The following is a 22,139-nucleotide window of genomic DNA, read 5'->3' as shown; positions in this document are numbered from 1 at the left end:
CGCACGGCGGTTTGCTGATCAAGTTGATGTTAGTCAAGTTGCATGCACACCCTGTTGCAGGCGCACATCAGAGGGTAAACTGCAGGGTAGAGGTGCCTGCATTGGTACGCGGCCCCACCCACTAACAAAGGAAAATCATGAGCACTCCCCGACGCTTGCGTTCTGCCCACATCACACAAGGTGCAGAGCGCGCGCCTAACCGTTCGATGTATTACGCGATGGGCTATACCGAAGAAGATTTCTCCAAGCCTATGGTTGGCGTGGCAAATGGCTACAGCACCATTACGCCCTGTAACTCGGGCCTGCAAAAACTGGCGGATGCGGCAATTAACGCCATAGAAACTAACGGCGGTAACGCGCAGGTGTTTGGTACGCCCACGGTTTCCGATGGCATGGCCATGGGCACCGAGGGCATGAAGTACTCGCTGGTTTCGCGCGAAGTGATCTCCGACTGCGTTGAAACTTGCGTGCAGGGTCAGTGGATGGACGGTGCTGTTGTCATCGGCGGTTGCGACAAAAACATGCCAGGCGGCATGATGGGCATGTTGCGTGCCAATGTTCCGTCTATTTATGTATACGGTGGCACCATTTTGCCGGGCCGCCTTAACGGGCAAGATCTCAATATTGTCAGCGTGTTTGAGGCTGTGGGCGAAAACGCCGCCGGGCGCATGAGCGACGATCAGCTCAAAGAAATTGAAAAGCACGCCATTCCGGGCTGTGGCTCGTGTGGTGGCATGTACACCGCCAACACCATGAGTTCGGCCTTCGAAGCCATGGGCATGAGCCTGCCGTACTCATCCACCATGGCCAACGTTGAAGACGAAAAAACCGAATCGGCTGCAGAGTCGGCACGTGTTTTGCTCAAGGCCATAGAGATGGATCTTAAGCCGCGCGACATCGTTACGCGCAAGTCTATCGAAAACGCGGTGAGTGTCATCATGGCAACGGGCGGGTCTACCAATGCCGTGCTGCATTTTCTGGCTATCGCCCATGCTGCCGACGTCGAGTGGACCATTGATGACTTTGAGCGTGTACGTCAGCGCGTTCCCGTCATATGTGACCTTAAACCCAGCGGGCATTACCTGGCCATTGATCTGCACAGGGTGGGCGGCATACCCCAGGTCATGAAGCTGCTGCTTAACGCCGGCTTGCTGCATGGCGACTGCATCACCATTACTGGGCAAACCATTGCCGAGATGCTGGCTGATGTGCCCGACACGCCTCCTGCAGATCAGGACGTCATCCGCACCATTGATAAGGCGCTTTATGCCAAAGGCCACCTTGCCATACTGAAGGGCAATCTGTCCCCCGGCGGTGCCGTTGCCAAAATTACAGGTCTTAAAAACCCCGTCATTACAGGCCCTGCGCGCGTGTTTGATGACGAGCAGTCAGCACTCAAGGCCATTCTCGATGGCAAGATCAATGCCGGTGATGTCATGGTCTTGCGCTATCTTGGGCCCAAAGGTGGGCCAGGCATGCCAGAAATGCTGGCACCTACGGGTGCGCTCATTGGCGCAGGCCTGGGCGATTCCGTAGGCCTTATCACTGACGGCCGGTTCTCGGGCGGTACCTGGGGTATGGTGGTTGGTCATGTGTGCCCCGAAGCGGCAGTGGGCGGCACGATTGCATTGGTCGAAGAGGGTGATTCCATCACCATCGACGCGCACCAACTGGTGCTGCAGCTCAATGTGTCTGACGACACATTGTCTGCACGGCGGGCAAACTGGAAGGCACCAGAGCCTCGCTACATGCGGGGTGTACAAGCCAAGTTTGCGTTCAATGCATCGCCGGCCAGTAGCGGCGCCGTGCTGGATGCCTTCTAAGTAAGTACCCAGGCTAAGTACTCAGTCGCCCCTTCAGGGGCATCGCAGACTGCTGGTAAACCCCTCTGTTTTTGTACAGTGGGGTTTATTTTTTTGAGCGCTGGGTTTATGGTTTTTCAGGGACGGGCTGCAGCGATTCGGCCGGGCTCTGAAATGCGGTGCGAAAGCGCCACAGCAGCCACAGACACAACCCGCTGGGCACCACCAATGATGCGTAAGCCAGAGCGTAGCTACCCGACGCGCTGGCAATAAGGCCGAACAGGGGCGGGCCCACCACAACGCCCAGAAACGTCATTGAAAGCGTGCCCCCTGTGGCAATGCTGGCCTGGCCCGGTGGCGCCTGACGTGCAACCTCTGCCAGATATACGCCATTCCAGCCGATGGCACAGCTGCCGAACACGACCAGCAGCACCAGCAGCAACCCCATTGAGTCGACGGTAACAAATGGAAGCGCTGCGGCGCTGACAACAATCAGCAGGGCAAGCAGTGCCAGCGTTTTTACGGGGCCTGCAAAGCGATCAGACACATACCCCCACAATAGCCTGCCTGCCACGCCCGCAGCCTGGGCAACGGCCAGCATGAACCCGGCGGTCACAAGGCCCATGGCCATGTCTTCATGCAGATACGTCACCATGTAGGTGGTCAGTGAAAGTTGGGAAATGGAAAACAGAAATGATATGGCCGCCAGTACCGTGAGGCTGCGTCGGCTGAAGACCAGCCTGAGTGGCCCGGCAAGACCGTTGCCCAGCGAAATGCGTTGGGCCGGGTTTTTGTCGGCGTCAAACTCTGCACACAAAGGCTGAAGGCTTGCGGCACAGACCAGGCTGGCTACCGCGACAATGACAAAGGCCCATTGCCACGATGTGAAGTCGGACAGGCCGGGTACGATGGCCCCGGCCAATACGCCGCCAAGCGGCACACCCGTCTGCTTGATTGAAAACACAAATGACATGCGATGGGCCGGGGTGGTGCGTGCCAGCAGGTGGGAGCTCGCAGGAGTAATCGGACCATAGCCCAGACCGACCAGCAGAGCGCCAGCGGCGGTGGCTGCTACGTGCGGCAAGGTGCTGAGCACAAGGCCTACGGCGCATAGAACCAGCCCGGCCTGGCTGGCGCGTATGGCGCCGAAACGTCGTACAGCACCTCCCGCCGTCAGACTGGCAAACATGGCAGCAGCATAGGCCAGGGCGATATACAGCCCCACGTAGGCTGGAGACACACCGAGTGTCTGGGCTACCGCCGGAGCGACTACCGGCAGTGTGAGCAGGCTCATGGCGACGAGAGACTGCGCGGAAAGTGTGGCGGTAAGGACAATAAAGCCGGATGACAGTGGCGGCATGGCAGGATACGGTTAGTGTTGTGATGACACCGGTTAGAGGCAAGGCATTGCCGGTGTGCGAGATATATCAGAAACTTCTGTCGTATCATAAACCTGATGCTTGAGGCGGCAGCGTTTCGGGCCGATTTTCATTTATTTCATCCTTAGGATACATCGTGCTCACCTTCGACCAACGCGCCCGGCAGCGCGAAATTATTGCCGAGCTTGGCGTGACTGCGGTCTTTAACGCCAACGACGAGATCGAACAACGTGTCGCGTTTCTCGCCGGCTACCTGGTAAAAAGTCATGCTCGCGCATTGGTACTGGGCATAAGCGGTGGGGTCGATTCGCTGGTTGGCGGGTGTCTGGCGCAGCGTGCGGTTGAGCGTGTGCGGGCCGGGGGCGGCGATGCCGTCTTCGTGGCGATGCGCTTGCCTTACGGTGAACAAAAAGATGAGCCCGACGCCCAGGCTTCACTGCAGCTGATTCAGCCCGACAAAACCTTGACCGTAAATGTTGGCCCCGCCAGCGATGCCATGCTCGCGGCGCTGTTAAGTGCGCAGCTTGCGTTTCGCGATGCCCCACAGCAAGACTTTCTGCATGGCAACATCAAGGCGCGTCAACGCATGATTGCGCAATACGCCGTAGCGGGTGCACATGGCGGCCTTGTAGTGGGTACAGACCATGCTGCTGAGGCGTTAATGGGTTTTTTCACCAAGTTTGGTGATGGTGCGGCCGATGTCATGCCTTTGACGGGCCTTAATAAACGCCGTGTACGCGCCATGGCGGTGGCCATGGGAGCGCCACGGCCGCTGGCATTTAAAGTGCCTACTGCCGATCTTGAGTCGCTCTCGCCTCTGAAGCCTGACGAAGACGCATTTGGCGTCAGCTACGACATCATCGATGATTTTCTCGAGGGCAAAGACGTGGATGCCAAGGCGTATGAAATTATTGTCCGTACCCACGCAAACAGCGCTCATAAACGCGCGTTGCCGGCCGCGCCAGCCTGAGTATCACAAGGCGATTAGGCAGGATATGCTCCAATCGCTCATGTTTTACTTGAACTCAACGGCCTCTTGTACAGATGATTCTTGGGCAAGCCATTGGGCTGCTTCGACTGGCAATGTGTCAGTTCGAAGCAGGCCGTGTCGGAGCTCTTTGGCTGTTTGCCATCCAACGCGGTGAAGATTTATGCGGTTGCCTTGCGTGACAGCTGATACACAGCCGTATCCAGGCTGGTGAGGCCGCGCGCCTTAAACTTTGGCTCTTTCTCGAGAATGCTGCGACGGTCTGTCAGGCGTACAGCAGAGTGCTTGGAAAACAGCGCCTGCACTTCATCTTCAGCCACCGAAAAGGGCGGGCCGTCCATTTGTGACTGCTCGTATTCCAACGTCAGTAGCAGGCCTTGATAACTGTCGGCCAGCTGGCTGTATATATGCGTGACGTAGCGGGGGCGCATGTCTGCAGGCAAGGCAACCAGCGCAGCGCGATCGTACACGCCCACGCAGTTTGCCAGGGTTTGTGCATCCAGCCCGAAAATATCACCACAGATGATTTCTATCGCACCTGCGGTGTAATGCTTGCCAAATGGTGACGTGCTTACCTCGGGATGCAGTTTGTTTTCCTCAAAAAACGCCTCAACGGCAAGCTCTGAAAGCTCGACGCCCAGCACCTGAAAGCCCTGACCAGCCAGCCAGGCCATATCGAGCGACTTGCCGCACAAAGGGACCAATACACGACTGCCTGCCGGTATGGCCAGTGTGGGCCAGTACTTTTGCAATAAGGGCGTTACGCGCTGCAAGTGAAAGCCGGTTTGCCCTTCACGCCACCGTTCGAGCCAGAATTCTGCGTCCATCGTGTGTCTCTCTGTGTTTTGGTATGGCGTATTGTAGAGCTATCCAGCCTGTGCCTGAACGCCGAGGTTGGTCGAGCACTGGACGTGCCCAGGGCTGGCGATATAGTCCCAAGAGCAGTTGGATAGGGTCGCTGCAAAATTAATTTCGCGGCCCAGAAAGACCCTGATATCTACCCCCCCCCAGCCCAAATGTTTGACGTAGCGTTGCACTGAGCGGTTGAATCCGTCAGAACTGCTGCGGCGGTAGATGGCACGTGGCGAGAATGCATGCGTGGCCGTGACATACGCAGCATGGCCACAGCCTTACACGTTAAGTGAAAAAAATCGTGCTGCGTTGCCCGCCGTTATGGATTGCTTTTGCGCAGGCGTCAGTGACGGGTGCTCGTTGACCAGGCTGCCTATGTTTTGTTCGCCCAATGGAAACGGGTAGTCTGACCCCAACATCACTTGCTCGGCACCCATAACATCCACCAGCAGTCGCAGCGCACCGGGGTCGAAGACGGCGCTGTCCACGTAAAACCGGTTTACGTAGCTGGAAGGCAAAGAAGGGCAGTCTTGCCGTACGATGTCGCGGTGCTTCCAGGCATTGTCAACACGCCCCAGCAAGAAAGCGAAGCTGCCACCGCCATGAGCAAAGCACAGCTTGAGCGTAGTGGGTATACGCTCAAATGCTCCTGAAAGTATCAGCGACAGAATACCCAGTTGTGTCTCTGCAGGCATGGCCACCAGCCAAGGCAACATCCAGTTTTTCATGCGCCCGTCTGTCATCATGTCCCAGGGGTGCGCCAGAATTGGGATGTCATGGTTGGCACAGTGGATCAAAAATTGCACCAGATGCTCGTCGTCGAGATCACGAGGCCCCAAATGGTTGCCAATTTGCACGCCGACGTGACCACTTGCCTTGGCGCGTGATGCCTCGGCACAGGCCAGGTCAAGATCTTGCAAAGGCACCTGTGCCAGGGCCTTTAGCCTGCGCGGGTTGGCGGCGCACTGTTCCAGGGCCAGGTCATTCATGCGTTCGCACCACGATGCAGCGCGCACGGGGTCAAATTCATAGCCAAACATAATGGGCGTGGCAGAAATAATCTGTACAGACACGCCTTGCCGGTCCATTTCTTCAAGCCGCAAAGAAGAATCCCACAGCGCACGGTATACCGGCCTGAAAGGCTTATTTCCTTTCATGATCTGACCGGTTTCTCCCGAGCTGTCGATGGCTAGCCAGGGTGCCTTGTGCTCGTCGAGCAAAGCGGCATCCTGTTGCGTAATGGGTGGAAGAAAATGTGCATGTATATCGATTTTTGTCATGGCGGGGCTGAGGGCTCAGAAAAAATGATTGGGCCAGAGGGTGTGCTATCGCCCGGCCAGCGGCAGCGGTTTATTTGCCAGGATGAACGGTACCGCAGCCGGGGCAGCGGCGCTGTGTTTCAGAAGCATAAAAGGCATCAAACAGTTTGGGTAGGTCAGCAACAATGCTCTTGAGTTGGGTTTCTACCCTATGGACCAGGCTGCCACACCCCTCAGGGCCTTCGCAGTACCACTCAAACCCGTCCTTGACGCCCTCGGGGCGTTGCCGCTCAATGACCAGGCAGACACTGCCTGCCTCCGGGCGCTGGGGCGAATGACGCACATGGGGCGGCATTAAAAATATATCGCCTTCTTTCAGGTTGATGCGCTCGCGCTTGCCTTCGATCCAAAGGTTCAGAAAGGCATTGCCCCGCATCTGATAAAAAAACTCTTCATAGGGGTCGTCATGATAGTCGGTGCGGCGGTTGGGGCCTCCGACCACGGTAACAATGAAATCGCTGTCCTGCCAGATCTGCTGATTGCCGACAGGGGGTTGCAGCAAGTGTGCGTGCTCGTCTATCCAGCGAACAAAATTGAAGGGTTTTCCGTAGGCCAGCATCATGGTCTCCATGTGGGGGGAGGGGTTACAGGTTGTTTTTCTTTGCGGTGATGCCGGTGTTCTACGATGCTGCAGTCTGCGGACGCCATGCCACCGCCTTTATCTCCACAAGCAAGTGCGGGTGTGGCAATTGATGAACGGCAACCGTGGTGCGGGTAGGGCCGTCGGCGGTAAAAAACTGACCGTATACTTCGTTGTAACCACCGAAGTCATTCATGTTGACCAGAAAGGCCGAAACTTCGACCAGGTGTTCCAGCCCGGCGCCTTCGTTGGCCAGAATGTCGCGAATATTTTCGATGACGGCGCGCGTCTGTTCGCGTATATCGAGCTGTGTTGTGCCCATGGCGTCAGCCGTGGCACCTGCGATGCTGTTATCCGGGCGGCGCGCGCTGGTGCCCGACACAAATAAAAAGTCGCCAGCCCGCTTGATATGAGGGAAAGCCCCCCGTGGTGTGGCTTTGCCGCTTACCACGGTAGATTTTGCAGTGTTGTTCATGCGCGACTCCTTAAGCGGCACAAAATATCAGAGTTTTATGCACACGGTGCTCAGTTCAGAATAAAAATCAAGCGAGTAACGCCCGCCTTCACGACCCAGGCCCGACAGGCCTGTGCCACCAAATGGGGTGCGAAGGTCGCGTGTAAACCATGTGTTCACCCACACAATGCCTGTGTTCAGGCGGGCAGCCACCTGGTGTGCGCGCGAGAGCTTGGTCGACCAGATACAGGCCGCAAGGCCATAGGCGCTGTCGTTGACGCGCGCGATGACTTCGTCTTCCGTGTCAAACGGCGCCACGTGGCATACCGGCCCGAAAATCTCTTCGCGTACGCAGCGGGCCGAATCGGGAAGCCCCGCAAAAATGGTGGGCTGTACATAGGCGCCCTGATCGCGATCATCGCCAAATTCGGGTACGCCCCCACCACTGATGACGGTGGCACCTTCCTCTTGTGCAAGCTGGTAATACGACAGCACCTTGTCACGGTGTGCATGCGAAATTAGCGGGCCCATGTCGACATCGGGGTCTTGGGGGTAGCTAAGGACCAGCGCATCACAGCGTTTTTTCAGCTCGGCCAGAAAACGGGCGTAAATAGACCGCTCCACATACACGCGCTCGGAGCAGAGGCATACCTGGCCTGAGTTGGTAAAGCTGGAGCGCATCACCCCGGCAACAGCGGCTTCAAAATCGGCATCGGCAAACACCACGGCGGCGTTCTTGCCTCCCAACTCAAACGATACTTTTTTGATGCCTTCGGCGGCGGCCTTCATAATGGTCGTGCCCGTGCGGGATTCCCCTGTAAACGTAAGCGCGTCGATGTCTGGGCTGGTGCTGAGATACTCGCCAGCAGATTCAGGGCCGAAACCATGCACCAGGTTAAAAACCCCGTGGGGCAGGCCGGCCATTCTGATCACGTCGGCCAGCAAGGTTGCCGAAGAGGGGGTTTCTTCAGAAGGCTTGACCACAACACAGTTGCCCATAGCCAATGCGGGCGCGACCTTCCAGGTTAGCAGCAACAGCGGCAGATTCCATGGGCAAATAATGCCGACGGTGCCTACGGGTTTGCGATTCACGTAACTGATCACCCGCGCGCCATCAGGGGCGGTGCTGTCGTACATTTCACTGCCTGCCGTAGAAACAAGGTCAGCAAAAGTGCGAAAGTTGGCGATGCCGCGCGGCACATCGAGGGTGCGGGCCTGATGCACAGGCCGCCCGGTGTCCAGTACCTCGGCGGCCACAAATTCTTCGAAACGTTGTTCGATGCCGTCTGCAATGCGATGCAGTATGGCGGCACGCTGGTTGGCTGTCAGCGTCTTCCAGGGGCCTTGCCCGGCCGCACGCGCGGCCGCGACAGCGCGGCTTACCGTTTGGGCGTCTGCCTCGCACACATGGCTGACGACTTGCCCGTCGACGGGGTTTATATTGGGAAATCGCTGTTTGGTCGTGACCCATTGGCCATCGACAAAACAGCGCAATAACGGCGGCTTTGCCATGTTGTCTCCACCCACGTTGCAATCGCATTGCGCGGGCCGCTTTGGCCTTGGTTGAGCGACTGCGCCCTGGGGTTTGTCATTGTTCTGGTAGTTGTTATCTTTGCACACTAATGGCCAGAGCGTCCAATGCGCAGGGCCAGCCGAACCCGGATACGGTTTTATTCGCTTTGGGCCGCCCCGTTTTTCCGTGCACAGCGCGCGGCAGCCAGGTCCCATGCGGCGCAGCCTACGCTTTTGAACACCATGGGTTGGCCTTCAGCGGGGCCGTCGCGCAGGGCGCCGTCCAGGCTGCGCACTGTGTTCCAGTCTACATTTGCTTGTATGTAATCACCCGCTTCATGCCGCCCACCTGCGGGGTCATCAATATAAAGTACGCTGCCGCTCAGGGTGTCGGCACCGATCTCGGCAAGGTCTGGCCTGAATGCGCCTACGCCGATAATCAGGCGGTCAGGCCTTGCAACAGCGTTGTAAACGGGGGTGGCACTGGTGGTCAGCGTAATGATTACGTCTGCCTCGTCAGGGATGGTTGTGGCGGCTTCCAGCAGCAATGGCAGGTGCATGTGGTCGGCGATAAACGCTTCGGCCTTGCCTTCAGCATGCCCAATGATGACCGTACGCAAGCCAGGGTAAAGCGCGCTCAGGGCGTCCAGATGGCCTGAAGCCTGCCCCCCTGTACCAATCAACACCACACAGTGTGGTGTTCTTGCCAGCAGCGTCTTGAGCCCCAGCATCGATATTGCGGCCGTGCGCCGGGCCGTGACCGTGGGCCCGTCCAGCATGAATAGTGGGCACCCTGTTGCGCCGTCGTAAGCACTGACAACGCCATTAATCGTTGCAAGACCCCGTGCACGGTTTTCGCGTACTACGTTTACCAGTTTGTGAACGGCAATATCGTGCGCGGTGGCCGGCATAGAAAGCATAATGCCGCCTTGCGGAAACGCGACGGCCTGTCGCTCTGGAGCATGGATGCCGCCCTGTGCGTATTCGGGGACACTTTCGGCCAGCGTAGCAACCAGGCTCGGGAAATCAAGAAGTGCAGCCGTTTGCTCGGCATTGTGGACATTGATCGAAGACATAGACGGGCTCATGAAAAAGGATCAGGCTGGCTGATCAGGTTGCTGACTGACTGTGCTCGTGGACATCGGGCTTGGTGCTGACCCAAATGACTTCGGCGTCGTCATCGCTGCGGTTGATAACTCGGTGACGCATGCGACTGTCGATATAAAAGCAATCGCCAGCCTCAAGAATGGCAGGGGCATAGTATTCAGTGTGCAGCTCAATGACACCACTGAGCACGTAAACAAACTCTTCACCCTCATGGTGACTCCAGCCTTCGTTTTCCCCGATCTGGTGGGCCTTGATGCGTGTAAAGAAAGGCATCATGCGCTTATGCGAAAGCTGTGAACAGAGCAGGCGATGGTGATACAAAGGGGTTTTATGAACCTCACCGTGGCCTTTGCGCTCCACGCTGCGTCGCCCCGCACCCATATGCGCCTGAGCCGGTGCAAACAGCTCGGCGACATCGACGCCCAGGCCGTGTGCCAGTTTTAGCAGTACGTCGTAGGTGGGCGACATCAGGCCGTTTTCAATTTTTGAAAGCGTAGAGGTGGCAATGCCGCTGGCCTTGCTAACCTGCCCTTGCGTCCAGCCGCGCTGAACGCGCAGCATTTTCAGGCGGTCGGCGAGCGCTGATTCACTTTGTTGTAAGGCCGTTTCATTCACGGTCGGGTTTCCATAAAAATGCGGTTGTGGTCAGGCGGCTGCCTTCTTCTTGCCTAGATACGCTTCCCGCACGTGCGGGTCGTCAAGAAGTGCCGCGCCTGTGCCCGTAAGCGTGATGTGCCCATTGACCAGCACGTACCCCCGGTCGGCCATGCGCAGGGCGTGGTGTGCGTTCTGCTCCACCAGAAAAATCGTTTTGCCCAAACCAGCAATTTCTTTGAGTGTCTGGAGAATTTGCCGTGCCACCAACGGCGCCAGCCCAAGGCTGGGTTCATCGAGCAAAATGGTGTCGGGCCGACCCATGAGTGCCCGCGCAATGGCCAGCATCTGCTGTTCGCCGCCTGAAAGCGTACCTGCGCGCTGATTACGCCGTTCTTTGAGTCGCGGGAACATATCGAACATGGCCTGCCGGTCTTCGTCCACGTGTTTCATGCCTACAGGCAGAGTGCCGATAACGATGTTTTCTTCTACCGACATAGAGGGGAAAATATGCCGGCCCTCGGGAACCTGGGCTATGCCTTGCCGGGCAATATCGTGCGGCGGCAGGCTCGTCAGGTCGCGGCCATTGTACAAGATCGACCCTGACCAGGCCTTGGGGTTGCCGAAAATAGTCATGAGCAATGTGCTCTTGCCAGCGCCGTTGGCGCCGATCAGCGACACCACTTCGCCTTTGTTGATATGCAGGTTCACGTCATGCAAAACCTGAATAGATCCATAGCCTGAATTTAAGTTTTTCAGTTCGAGTACGGCTTGCGTCATAAGACCTCTTCGATGTCGGCACCCAGATAGGCCGTGATGACCTCAGGTGAGTTGCGTACGGTGTCGGGGTCACCACGAGCAATGACCTGGCCATGGTCGAGTACAACCACATGGTCTGAGATGTCCATGACCAGACCCATATCATGCTCGATCAGCAGCACCGTAACGTCATGATGTGCACGCAGTTCTAAAATAAGATCAGACAGCAGCTCGGTTTCGCTGGGGTTCAGGCCGGCGGCGGGTTCATCCAGGCAGATCAGCTGAGGCGCTGTGCACATGGCGCGGGCGATTTCCAGGCGGCGCTGACGCCCATATGAAAGCTCTCCTGCCAACCTGTTGGCTTCTGCCTGCAAGTCCATCACGTCGAGCCAGCGGTAAGCTTCATTTAGCGCATGGTTTTCACGCTGCATAAAATGCGGGCTGGCAATCATGCCGCGCAGCAAATTGCCGTCCATGCGCCGATGCTGGGCCACCAGCAGGTTTTCTACAACCGTCATCTCCTTGAACAGCCTGATGTTCTGGAAGGTTCGGGCGATACCTGCGCGAGCCACCAGGTGCGACCCCCCGATAAATGGCCGGTCGAGCAGCTTACCCACTTCAAGCTGTTTATCGCCATCGCGAAAGAAGATCTCGCCCTCCGAAGCACGGTAAAACCCCGTGACGCAGTTGAATACCGTTGTTTTGCCCGCACCATTTGGCCCTATGAGTGCCGTGATTGACCCTCGCGCTACTTCAAAGTTGATGTGATCGTTGGCAATAATGCCGCCAAACCGTTGCGTCAAATTCTTTACCTGCAACAAGGCCGGTGCGCTCATGACGGTTTCCCTCTTGAAAATACGGGGCGTTTGGGCCGGATCAGGCCATGCGGTCGCCAGATCATCATGATGATCATCAACACGCCAAACATCAGCACGCGGTAATCGGCAAAATCGCGCATTAGCTCTGGCAGTAGCGTCAGCGCCAGCGCGGCGATAATAATGCCTAGTGTGGAGCCCATGCCGCCCAGTACCACAATGCAGAGAATCAGCACGGATTCAAAAAAGTTGAAAGAAGACGGGTTGATGAAGCCCTGATAACTTGCGAAAAATACGCCGGCAATACCGCCCGTCATGGCTCCCATCATGAATGCCGAGAGCTTGACCGTCACATGGTTAATGCCCAGTGAGCGGCACGCAATCTCGTCTTCGCGCAAGGCTTCCCATGATCGGCCAATAGGCATGTGGCGCAAGCGGTTGAACAGCCGCAGCATAATCACCACCACCACGAACAGCGTCAGATAGATAAACAAGGCTTCGTAGTCGCGGCTGTACGAGATATTGAAAAACTCATGAAAAGGCGGGTTGCCTTCGCTGCCCCGTCGGCTGAAGGCGAGCCCAAAAAGCGTGGGGGCGGGCGCCGAGGCGCCGTTGGGGCCACCGGTAAAATCGATCCAGTTGGTTAGCACCAGCCTGATAATTTCTCCGAAGCCCAGGGTCACAATGGCCAGGTAGTCGCCATGCATGCGCAGTACCGGAAACCCCAGTATCGCGCCGCAAATTGCCGCCAGCAGGGGAGCGCAAAGCAGCGCTGTCCAGAAACCAATATCAAGGTACTGCGCGCCCAGCGCCAGAAAATATGCACCTACGGCATAGAACGCCACAAACCCTAGATCGAGCAGCCCGGCCAGGCCCACCACAATGTTTAGCCCCAGCCCCAGCAGCACATAAATAAGCGCCAGCGTCAGATTGCTGACCCACACCCTTGGAAGCACGCCTAACTGATTCAAAAGAATAGGCAGAATAAAGCCCGCCACAAAAAGCAGTGGGGTCAAATGCCGCCATATATTGAACTTGCCGGGTGTTTTCGGAATGCTCACGCCGTAGCTGAGCAACATGAAAACGACCAGCAGCACCAGAGCAAAGGCCGCGCCAACATGCATGACACCCGTAAGGCCCAGCGCCGCCAGCACCGCACAAAGCAGAGCGCTTAGACCCAGCAGGGCACCAGGCTTGTTCTTCAGCGTAAAACCTTTGTTTTCGGTCTGTACCTTACCCGACTTGCGCCCCACCACATTCAGCAAGTTCAGGCCAATCTTCGTCTGGGAAAACAGTGAAAAAACAAGCCGTCCGATGGCCACCACAACGCCCAGCATGATGCCGTTGACCAGAAGTGGGGTGCGCAGCAGTTCAAACCCGAACTCGTACTGATCCAGCACCAGATTGGTAATGGGGCCCAGCACCACCATTGTCAGCACGCCTGCAATGAGTGCGTCTTTAATCGAGTGCATGACATCGATGCGGGGCGTGTCAAACCTCTGTGGCGTGTCCAGCGTTTGGGTAGACTCGAGTGTCGTCATGTCATACCTTCTCTACGGCGGGTCGGCCGAGCAGGCCGCTGGGTTTGAAAATCAGCACAAGAACCAGCACCGAAAAAGAAAACACATCTTTGTAGTCGCTGCTGACATAGCCTGAAAACAGTGACTCAAGCGAACCTAGCAGCAGACCGCCCAGCATGGCGCCAGGTAGCGAGCCAATGCCACCGAGCACGGCGGCACTAAAGGCTTTGATGCCAATGATGAAGCCGACAAAAAAATCGAAAGAGCCATAATTCATGGTGACGAGCACGCCAGCAATGGCGGCCATGACGGAGCCCACGACAAACACCAGCGAGATGACGCGTGTCGTGTTGATACCCAGTATGGTGGCCATTTTCCGGTCTTGCTGTGTCGCACGACACTGCCGCCCAAGACTGGTGCCGTGTATTAGCCAGGTCAGCAGGGCCATGGCAAGCAGGCTGATCACAATAATCATCAGGCTCATGTATTTAATCTGAATAAAATGCTCAGCATCGCCCAGGCGCAGGCTTCCATTTATCAGCGTGGGTACGCCCTGTACATTCGGGCCTTGTGAAATCTGCACATAGTTCTGCAGCACCAGTGAAACCCCGATGGCGGTAATCAGCGGCGCGAGCCGGTTGGTGCCACGTAAAGGCCTGTACACGGTGCGCTCTATAGACCACCCGTAAAGCCCGGTAATAACCATAGTAATCACCAGTGTCACCAGCAGCGCGGCGGGCACTGAGTGCAGCCCAAAAAACGTAACAACCGCCAGGGTAATGGCGCTTACGTAGGCACTGATCATGTACACATCGCCATGGGCGAAATTAATCATGCCAATAATGCCGTACACCATGGTGTAGCCAATGGCGATCAGGCCGTAGATAGAGCCCAGCGTCAAGCCATTGATGAGCTGCTGGCCGAGAATGTAGCCATCCATTCATGCGCCTCTTTGTTCAAAGCAGGTTGCCGGGGCGAGGCCGCTCACGCGGTCATCGCCCGTCGTGCCTTACGGCGTTGTTCAGTAGGCAAACTCGGCATAGTTGCCGTCGGCGTCCCACTGGTACATCACATAGCTCGGAACGGTCAGGTCGCCCTTGTCATCCCACTCTTTGTCACCCAGTACGGTCGCAACTTTGTTTTTCTTCAGCCAGTCAGCCAGTTCAGTGCCGCTGGTGCTGTTGGTGGCGGCCAGGGCTGCTGCCACGGCCTCTACGGCTGAATAGGCATAAAGAACAAACCCATCCGCTTTCTTGCCTTCTTGCGTCAGCTTGGCCACGATGTCTTTGCTCGATGCAAGCTTGCGTGGGTCAGCGGGAAACGACATGTACACGTCTTTGGCGAACGGCTTGCCGCCGGCTGCAGTGACGAATGCAGGGTCAACAATGCCATCATCCGATACGTACGGTATGGTCAGACCCTGCTCGCGAATCTGACGTGCAAGTGTGCCGGCCTCGGCATACAGGCCGCCAAAGAACACGGCATCCACGTCGGCCGCCTTGATTTTGGTTACCAGCGCATTGAAGTCACGTTCGCCCCGGGTCACGCCGTCATACAGCACGGTCTCAACACCCAGGCGTTTGGCTTCTTCACGGGTTGCATCGGCAACACCGCGACCATAGGTGTCCTTGTCGTGAATAACGGCAATGCGCTTTGTTTTCAGATGATTGGCCAGAAAATCGGCGACCACACGCGCTTGCTGGTCATCGCGCCCGCAAATGCGGGTTACGGTCGGCAGGTCGCGCTCGGTGACCTCGGGGTTGGTTGACCCGGTTGCCATGGAGAGAATGTCAGCGTCATCGTAGATCTCTGAGGCGGGGATAGTGCTTGATGAACAAAAGTGCCCGACCACGGCGGCTACCTTGTCCTGATCAACCAGCCGGTTGGCTACAGCCACGGCCTGCTTGGGTTCGCAAGCGTCGTCTGCCTTGATCAACTCGATCTTCTTGCCGTTAATACCTCCTTTGCTATTAATGGCATCGGCGGCACCGGTAGCGCCTATCCACAGCTGCTCTCCAAATGCAGCGTTGGCGCCGGTGAACGGCCCTGCAACGCCTATCTTCACCACATCTGCGGCGTGTGCAGCAAAAGGCAGCGCGCTGGCGAGCGCGGTGACGGCAAGAAAGTGTCTGAGGTGATTTTTCATAGTAGTGTCTCCTGATGTTATTGGCTGGGGTTGCATACTCTGCTGTTGCGGGCTGCGCCCGTCTGAAGCACCCATCCTTTTTGGTTAAAGGCCTTTTCAGACCTGCAAACTACACAACGTTTTTTTCGATAATTGGTCTATTTTCCAGAATGCGGGTCCATCCCATGCGGTTCAGATCAAGCGTCTGGTACTGGCCATGCGTGATCAGCTCCGCCAGTGCCCGGCCTACGGCTGGCGACTGCTGCATGCCGTGGCCACTGAAACCATTGGCAAAATACATGTTATCGACGTCGGGGTGGAGTCCCAGAATGACGTTCTGGTCGATGATGTTCATGTCGTAATGGCCGGCCCAGCTACGTATGCAACGCAAGGCCTCAAAGGCAGGCACTCTATCGGCAAGCAGTGGCCACAGCACGTCATCGAACAGCTCGTGCTGCACCTCAAAATCGTCACACGGTGGGTCATTGTCTTCAGTGGGCGCGATGCCAGCGATATAACCCTGGCCTTCGGGCCTGAAGTACGCGCCACTGGGGTCAATAACCATGGGGCAGTTAGCGAGCGTTGCCGGGCTCGAAAAATAAAAAACGCTGCGCTTGCGGGACTCGACCGGCAATTGAATGCCGGCGGCTCTGGCCAGTGTGGCCGCACCGGTGCCGGCAGCGTTGATGACTGTGCCGCAGGCAACTGTGCTGCCGCTGGCCAGCTCTACACCCACGATGCGGTGACCATCACGCTTCAGACCTGTTACCTTGTCCTGAATATAGATTGCCCCCTGGGCGATGGCTTTTTTTCTGAACCCCTGCATCATGCCGTAGGCATCCAGCCAGCCTTCACCCGATAGGCCCAGCGCGCCTGCGGCGAGGTTGTCAGTGTTCATCCACGGATAGCGGCTGGCAAGTTCTGCCGCATCCATCAGGGCGATCTCGGCCCCTTCTGCCAGTTGCGTGATGTGGTTCTCGCGCAGGGTGTCCACGCCCTGACTCGTCGCGAGAAACAGGTAGCCGCCTTCGTGAAAAGCCGGATCAGGTTGCTCACCATTGACGGCCAGGCGCGAGCCAAACTGCCTCAAGAATGCCGTGCCAAATAACGACATGCGAATGTTTTCAGGTGTTGAAAACTGATGACGTATGGATGCGGCCGAAAGTGCGGTAGCGCAGTGCTGATAGCTTGGGTCGGGCTCTACCACCAGCACCGTGCCCTTGAAACCGCTGTCTGCAGTCAAAAAATAGGCAGCGGCGCTGCCGACCGCCGCGCCTCCTGCTATGACCACATCATATCGGCTGTTCTGCATACTGCTTGTCTCCTGTTGCGCGTTTGTGCACGGGCGTTGCAATGGCTCTTGGCTTTGTTTTGTTTATGGCACCGTGTCGCCTATTGTTCCAGAAAATTTCGCGTATCGACTTGGTGTTTTCCCTTAAGCCAAATAATTTCCTATCGGAAATATCTGTATGCTATGCTGGCTTTCGGCTAAATAGCGCGCGGCACGCAGTGTGGCCGGGCGCCCACTTTCTTGGGGACAAAACCATGGATACCAATCAACTGCTTCACGCTCTGGGTGTGGACGGCGCAACGCTCAAGGGGGGCTCGCTGGCAGTGCATTCGCCCATCGATGGCGCAGTTATTGCTCAGCTTCACCAACACTCTGCCCAGCAAACCCGCGATGCCATTGCCTCCGCCCATAAGGCGTTCGAGGCCTGGCGCCAGGTGCCCGCGCCCCGGCGTGGCGAGCTTGTGCGGTTGCTTGGCGAAGAGCTGCGCACGCATAAAGAGTCACTGGGTAAGCTGGTGTCGGTCGAAGCCGGCAAAATTCTGGCCGAAGGTTCGGGCGAAGTGCAAGAAATGATCGATATCTGTGATTTTGCTGTTGGTCTTTCGCGCCAGCTCTACGGCCTTACGATTGCATCAGAAAGGCCTGGTCACCGCATGATGGAAACCTGGCATCCGCTGGGTGTGGTTGGGGTTATTTCTGCCTTTAACTTCCCTGTGGCGGTTTGGTCATGGAATACCGCCCTGGCATTGGTGTGTGGCGACCCCATCGTCTGGAAACCATCTGAAAAATCACCACTTACCGCGCTTGCCTGCGAGGCGCTGTTCAAACGCGCGCTCGATAAGTTTGGCGATGCGCCTGAAGGCCTGTTGCATGTACTGGTGGGCGGTCGAGAGGTGGGTGAAGCCTTGGTTGAAGATACGCGCGTCGCGCTGGTGTCGGCCACAGGCTCCACGCGCATGGGCCGGCAAGTTGGCCCCCGTGTCGCCGAGCGCTTTGGCCGCAGCCTGCTTGAACTGGGTGGCAATAACGCCATTATCGTCACCCCCTCGGCAGATCTCGACATGGCCGCACGCGGTATTCTTTTTGGTGCCGTCGGCACAGCAGGGCAGCGCTGCACCAGCACGCGCCGCCTCATCGTGCACGCCAGCGTGGCTGACGACCTCGTCGCCCGGCTTAAAAAGGCCTATGGTAGCGCGCGCATCGGCAACCCGCTTAACGCCGACACGCTGGTTGGCCCACTTATTGACCGCGCCTCGTTTGAAGCCATGCAGGCTGCACTTGAACAGGCTCGTGCACAAGGCGGTACGGTATATGGTGGTGAGCGCCAGTTGGCTGATCAGTATCCTGACGCGTTTTATGTAAAGCCCGCGCTGGTCGAAATGCCCGCTCAGACCGAAGTCGTATGTAGCGAAACCTTTGCTCCCATTTTGTACGTCATGCGCTATGAGTCCTTTGATGACGCCATTGCCATGCATAACGACGTGCCTCAGGGGCTGTCCTCGGCCATCTTTACTACTGATTTGCGCGAGGCCGAGCAGTTTACGTCGGCCTCTGGGTCTGACTGCGGCATTGCCAACGTCAACATCGGTACCTCAGGCGCCGAGATTGGTGGCGCATTTGGTGGCGAGAAAGAAACCGGCGGTGGCCGCGAGTCTGGCTCTGACGCCTGGAAGGTCTACATGCGGCGTGCCACCAACACCATTAACTATTCGCGTGAACTACCCCTGGCTCAGGGCATCAAGTTTGGTGATGATTAATGCGTCAGCCAGCTAGCGCTGCGGCGTAAGTCGACGTAAATCGCGCTAGCTACTCGTGGCTCAGAGCAGTACAAGCTTGATGAATATTGGTGTTTCAATAAGATAAAGCTACGGCACGCGGCACTATAACGCCGCGTCCAGCGCGTTAGTCTGAAAAGCGCACTGGTTCTGTGGCACTCATAAACTCAAACCCCGCACAGTCAGAACAATGTCTGGTTGTGCGGGGTTTGGTTTTTTGCATGTGCCAAATGGCCTAGGGGTGGCAAAGTGGCTTGCCTACCCTGACTACAGGTTGCGGAGTTGCCTCAGCCTGCAGGGCCATCACCGGCCATCATGCGATGGCGGCGTGGCTGCTACTCAATGGCCTTGACCATATCCTCGATAACCTTTTTGGCATCGCCAAATACCATCATGGTTTTATCCATGTAGAACAGTTCGTTATCCAGCCCGGCGTAGCCAGAGGCCATTGAGCGTTTGTTGACGATGACGGTGCGTGCCTTGTAGGCCTCAAGTATGGGCATGCCTGCAATAGGCGAAGCCGGGTCGTTTTTGGCTGCAGGGTTAACCACGTCGTTGGCACCCAGTACCAGAACCACATCGGTCTGTGAGAACTCGCCGTTGATGTCATCCATCTCAAACACCTGGTCGTATGGCACTTCTGCCTCAGCCAGCAACACGTTCATATGCCCCGGCATGCGACCGGCCACCGGGTGAATGGCGTATTTAACCGTTACCCCATTGTCAGTCAGCTTTTCGGCAAGTTCTTTCAGGGCATGCTGGGCACGTGCAACTGCCAGCCCGTAGCCTGGAATAATCGTGACGGTTTCGGCATTGTTTAGCATGAAGGCCGCATCGTCAGGGCTGCCTGATTTCACATTGCGCTGGGCCTGGTCTGCCCCACCAGCGGCGGTGGCCCCTGCGCCGCCAAAACCGCCAAGAATCACGTTAAAGAAAGACCGGTTCATGGCCTTGCACATAATGTAGGACAGAATGGCACCGGATGACCCTACCAGCGAGCCGGCGATGATCAGCATGGGATTGTTGAGCGAAAACCCGATACCCGCCGCTGCCCAGCCAGAATAGCTGTTAAGCATGGATACCACGACCGGCATGTCAGCACCACCAATGGGGATGATGATCATGACACCCAGCACAAAGGCCAGCACTGTCATGATGATGAACGGCATCCATGCCTGGGTAGCCACAAACCATAAGCCGCAGGCCACCATGGCAATGGCCAGGCCCAGGTTGAACATGTGCTGGCCGGAGAACACCACCGGAGCGCCCTGAAACAGACGGAACTTGTACTTGCCAGACAGCTTGCCAAAAGCAATGACCGAGCCTGAGAAGGTAAGTGCTCCCACAAACGTGCCAATAAACAACTCAAGCCGGTTGCCCATGGGTATGGGGCCACCAGGAGCGGTGATATTGAACGCAGAAGGTTCGGCCACGATAGAAATGGCAATGGCTACTGCTGCCAGGCCTATCATGCTGTGCATAAAGGCCACTAACTCTGGCATTTTGGTCATTTCGACGCGCTTTGCCATGATGGTGCCGACAGTGCCACCAATGAGCAGCCCGATGATGACACGGCCAAGACCTATGCCCACTGTTCCTTCAACGGCCAGGCTGACAATGAGTGCTGCAGTGGTCAGCACTGCAATAGCCATGCCCACCATGCCAAATATATTGCCCTTTCGCGAAGTGGTCGGGTGTGACAGCCCCTTGAGGGCCTGTATGAAAAACACGGAGGCGACCAGGTACAGCAGGGTGACGAGATTCGCGGAAATCATGCTTTACCTCCCGTCTTCTTTTCTTTTTTCTTGAACATTTCAAGCATGCGCTGGGTGACGAGAAAGCCGCCAAACACGTTGACGGCCGCCAGTGCCACGGCAAAGATGCCCATGTAATGCGCCAGACTGTCTTGGGTGAGCGCGGCCGCCAGCATGGCGCCCACGATCACAATAGCTGAGATGGCATTGGTTACGGCCATCAGTGGCGTATGCAGTGCTGGCGTAACGTTCCAGACCACGTGAAACCCCACATACACGGCCAGCACAAAAATAATAAGATTGATCAGAGTTGGGTTAACCGCTTCCATCAGGCGCTCCTAAGTACGTTGCCGTCCTGGCAGACCAGGCAGGCGGCGATAATTTCGTCGTCTTTCTGTATGGCCAACTGGCCCTCTGCGTCAAAGATCAGTTTGCTGAAATCAAGAACGTTGCGGGAATACAGGGCCGAGGCGTCATGAGGAACCAGTGCGGGCAGGTTGCTTAACCCGATGAGTGACACACCGTTTATTTCGACGATTTTGTCTAGTTCTGACAGACGGCAGTTGCCGCCACGCTCGACCGCCAGATCAACAATGACCGAGCCAGGCTTCATGCCATGTACGGTTTCAGCGCTGATCAATTCGGGTGCGGGCCTGCCGGGTATGAGCGCCGTGCTGATCACAATGTCGGCCTGCTTGCACCGTTCGGCCACCAGTGCGGCCTGTCGGGCCATCCAGGCGGCCGGCATGGCGCGTGCATAGCCGCCAGTGCCTTCAGCGATCTCGCGCTCTTCGTCAGTTTCAAACGGTACGTCGATAAACTTGGCACCCAGTGAATGGACCTGCTCTTTAGCGGCCGGCCGTACGTCGGAGGCCTCAACAACCGCCCCCAGGCGTTTGGCCGTGGCGATGGCCTGCAAGCCTGCTACGCCAACGCCAAGTACAACTACACGGGCTGCCTTCAGCGTGCCTGCTGCCGTCATCATCATGGGGATGAGGCGCCCGTATTGATTGGCGGCCAGCAGCACCGCTTTATAGCCAGCGAGGTTGGCCTGGGATGACAGCACATCGAGGCTTTGCGCCCGGGTAATGCGCGGTGCGGCTTCAAGCGCAAAAGCAGTAAGCCCTGCGGCGGCCAGTTCAGCCAGCCCTTGGGCATTAAAGGGGTCAAGCATACCGACAAGCACTGTGCCTGGCTTCATCAGGGTGCGTTCGTCGGCGGACGGAGCGCGCACCTTGAACACCAGCGCCGAGCCTAGCGCTTGGGCCTGGTCGACGAGCTGTGCACCCGCTTGCGCATATTCGTCATCAGGAAAATGTGCCTGCGTTCCGGCGCCGCGTTCAACGACTACGGTATGCCCGGCAGCAATGTATTTTTTAACAGTTTCGGGCGTCGCGGCCACACGGGTTTCACCCGGCAGAGTTTCGCGGGGAATTCCTATCTGCATATGGCTCCTCTCGGTAAGTTAATTCTTAGTAATGCCAATAACTATACAGGATGTAAGGGCATTCTT

The 22,139-nt window shown here is 57.0% G+C and carries 20 protein-coding genes; 3 read left to right on the top strand and 17 right to left on the bottom strand.

All coding sequences use genetic code 11. The annotated features are described in order from the left end of the window. Positions 1-137: 137 nt before the first annotated feature. A complete protein-coding gene (gene ilvD / locus FQ179_RS13315) occupies positions 138-1,823 on the top strand; it encodes a dihydroxy-acid dehydratase (RefSeq protein ID WP_149397815.1) in 1,686 nt (561 codons plus the stop codon). 106 nt (positions 1,824-1,929) lie between these two features. Here ilvD and FQ179_RS13310 read toward each other — a convergent pair whose 3' ends face one another. Then, positions 1,930-3,162, bottom strand: coding sequence for an MFS transporter (locus FQ179_RS13310; protein ID WP_149397814.1), 1,233 nt, complete (start codon positions 3,160-3,162; stop codon positions 1,930-1,932). Between the two features lie 155 nt (positions 3,163-3,317). Between FQ179_RS13310 and nadE the strand changes: the two genes are divergently transcribed. Then, entirely contained in the window at positions 3,318-4,151 is an 834-nt protein-coding gene (gene nadE, locus FQ179_RS13305) for an ammonia-dependent NAD(+) synthetase (protein WP_149397813.1), read from the top strand. A 179-nt stretch (positions 4,152-4,330) separates the two neighbouring features. On the opposite strand, the gene FQ179_RS13300 is transcribed toward nadE, so the two are convergent. The 13 genes from FQ179_RS13300 to FQ179_RS13240 form a co-directional block, all read right to left on the bottom strand. Next, positions 4,331-4,996, bottom strand: coding sequence for a thiopurine S-methyltransferase (locus FQ179_RS13300; RefSeq protein WP_149397812.1), 666 nt, complete (start codon positions 4,994-4,996; stop codon positions 4,331-4,333). Between the two features lie 303 nt (positions 4,997-5,299). Then, positions 5,300-6,301, bottom strand: coding sequence for an amidohydrolase family protein (locus FQ179_RS13295; protein ID WP_149397811.1), 1,002 nt, complete (start codon positions 6,299-6,301; stop codon positions 5,300-5,302). A gap of 70 nt (positions 6,302-6,371) precedes the next feature. After that, positions 6,372-6,899 (bottom strand): 3-hydroxyanthranilate 3,4-dioxygenase, encoded by a 528-nt coding sequence (locus tag FQ179_RS13290; protein ID WP_149398328.1) that lies wholly within the window; start codon positions 6,897-6,899, stop codon positions 6,372-6,374. A 61-nt stretch (positions 6,900-6,960) separates the two neighbouring features. After that, positions 6,961-7,395 (bottom strand): RidA family protein, encoded by a 435-nt coding sequence (locus tag FQ179_RS13285; RefSeq protein WP_149397810.1) that lies wholly within the window; start codon positions 7,393-7,395, stop codon positions 6,961-6,963. Positions 7,396-7,422: 27 nt separating this feature from the next. Continuing rightward, on the bottom strand, positions 7,423-8,886 hold the full coding sequence (locus FQ179_RS13280) for a 2-hydroxymuconic semialdehyde dehydrogenase (RefSeq protein WP_149397809.1): 1,464 nt from the start codon (positions 8,884-8,886) through the stop codon (positions 7,423-7,425). 158 nt (positions 8,887-9,044) lie between these two features. Next, positions 9,045-9,962 (bottom strand): bifunctional Delta(1)-pyrroline-2-carboxylate/Delta(1)-piperideine-2-carboxylate reductase, encoded by a 918-nt coding sequence (lhpI, locus tag FQ179_RS13275; protein WP_149397808.1) that lies wholly within the window; start codon positions 9,960-9,962, stop codon positions 9,045-9,047. A 34-nt stretch (positions 9,963-9,996) separates the two neighbouring features. Further along, on the bottom strand, positions 9,997-10,608 hold the full coding sequence (locus FQ179_RS13270) for a helix-turn-helix domain-containing protein (protein WP_255474987.1): 612 nt from the start codon (positions 10,606-10,608) through the stop codon (positions 9,997-9,999). A gap of 30 nt (positions 10,609-10,638) precedes the next feature. Then, positions 10,639-11,367, bottom strand: a complete 729-nt coding sequence (locus FQ179_RS13265) for an ABC transporter ATP-binding protein (protein ID WP_149397807.1) — start codon at positions 11,365-11,367, stop codon at positions 10,639-10,641. Beyond that, the gene (locus tag FQ179_RS13260) at positions 11,364-12,182 is read right to left on the bottom strand and encodes an ABC transporter ATP-binding protein (protein ID WP_149397806.1); all 819 of its coding nucleotides are present in this window, start codon (positions 12,180-12,182) and stop codon (positions 11,364-11,366) included. Before FQ179_RS13260 ends, FQ179_RS13265 begins: the two co-directional genes overlap by 4 nt. Continuing rightward, on the bottom strand, positions 12,179-13,702 hold the full coding sequence (gene livM / locus FQ179_RS13255; protein ID WP_370459879.1) for a high-affinity branched-chain amino acid ABC transporter permease LivM: 1,524 nt from the start codon (positions 13,700-13,702) through the stop codon (positions 12,179-12,181). Before livM ends, FQ179_RS13260 begins: the two co-directional genes overlap by 4 nt. A gap of 1 nt (position 13,703) precedes the next feature. Next, positions 13,704-14,621, bottom strand: a complete 918-nt coding sequence (locus FQ179_RS13250; protein ID WP_149397805.1) for a branched-chain amino acid ABC transporter permease LivH — start codon at positions 14,619-14,621, stop codon at positions 13,704-13,706. 81 nt (positions 14,622-14,702) lie between these two features. After that, positions 14,703-15,827 (bottom strand): branched-chain amino acid ABC transporter substrate-binding protein, encoded by a 1,125-nt coding sequence (locus FQ179_RS13245; protein WP_149397804.1) that lies wholly within the window; start codon positions 15,825-15,827, stop codon positions 14,703-14,705. A gap of 109 nt (positions 15,828-15,936) precedes the next feature. Next, a complete protein-coding gene (locus FQ179_RS13240; protein WP_149397803.1) occupies positions 15,937-17,118 on the bottom strand; it encodes an FAD-binding oxidoreductase in 1,182 nt (393 codons plus the stop codon). Between the two features lie 233 nt (positions 17,119-17,351). On the opposite strand from FQ179_RS13240, the gene FQ179_RS13235 reads away from it, so the two are divergent. Continuing rightward, on the top strand, positions 17,352-18,854 hold the full coding sequence (locus FQ179_RS13235; RefSeq protein WP_149397802.1) for an aldehyde dehydrogenase family protein: 1,503 nt from the start codon (positions 17,352-17,354) through the stop codon (positions 18,852-18,854). Between the two features lie 353 nt (positions 18,855-19,207). Here FQ179_RS13235 and FQ179_RS13230 read toward each other — a convergent pair whose 3' ends face one another. The 3 genes from FQ179_RS13230 to FQ179_RS13220 are packed head-to-tail and all read right to left on the bottom strand — an operon-like array spanning position 19,208 to position 22,073. Further along, on the bottom strand, positions 19,208-20,647 hold the full coding sequence (locus tag FQ179_RS13230) for an NAD(P)(+) transhydrogenase (Re/Si-specific) subunit beta (RefSeq protein WP_149397801.1): 1,440 nt from the start codon (positions 20,645-20,647) through the stop codon (positions 19,208-19,210). Then, on the bottom strand, positions 20,644-20,955 hold the full coding sequence (locus tag FQ179_RS13225) for an NAD(P) transhydrogenase subunit alpha (RefSeq protein ID WP_137236156.1): 312 nt from the start codon (positions 20,953-20,955) through the stop codon (positions 20,644-20,646). Before FQ179_RS13225 ends, FQ179_RS13230 begins: the two co-directional genes overlap by 4 nt. Beyond that, the gene (locus FQ179_RS13220) at positions 20,955-22,073 is read right to left on the bottom strand and encodes a Re/Si-specific NAD(P)(+) transhydrogenase subunit alpha (protein WP_149397800.1); all 1,119 of its coding nucleotides are present in this window, start codon (positions 22,071-22,073) and stop codon (positions 20,955-20,957) included. The genes FQ179_RS13225 and FQ179_RS13220 overlap by 1 nt, the downstream gene beginning before the upstream one ends. Between the last annotated feature and the right edge of the window lie 66 nt (positions 22,074-22,139).

The sequence above is a fragment of the Pusillimonas sp. ANT_WB101 genome (assembly GCF_008369125.1).
Classification (GTDB): Bacteria; Pseudomonadota; Gammaproteobacteria; order Burkholderiales; family Burkholderiaceae_B; genus Allopusillimonas.
Note: the sequence above shows the minus strand (reverse complement) of the source record. Positions and strands in the feature narration are given on the sequence as shown.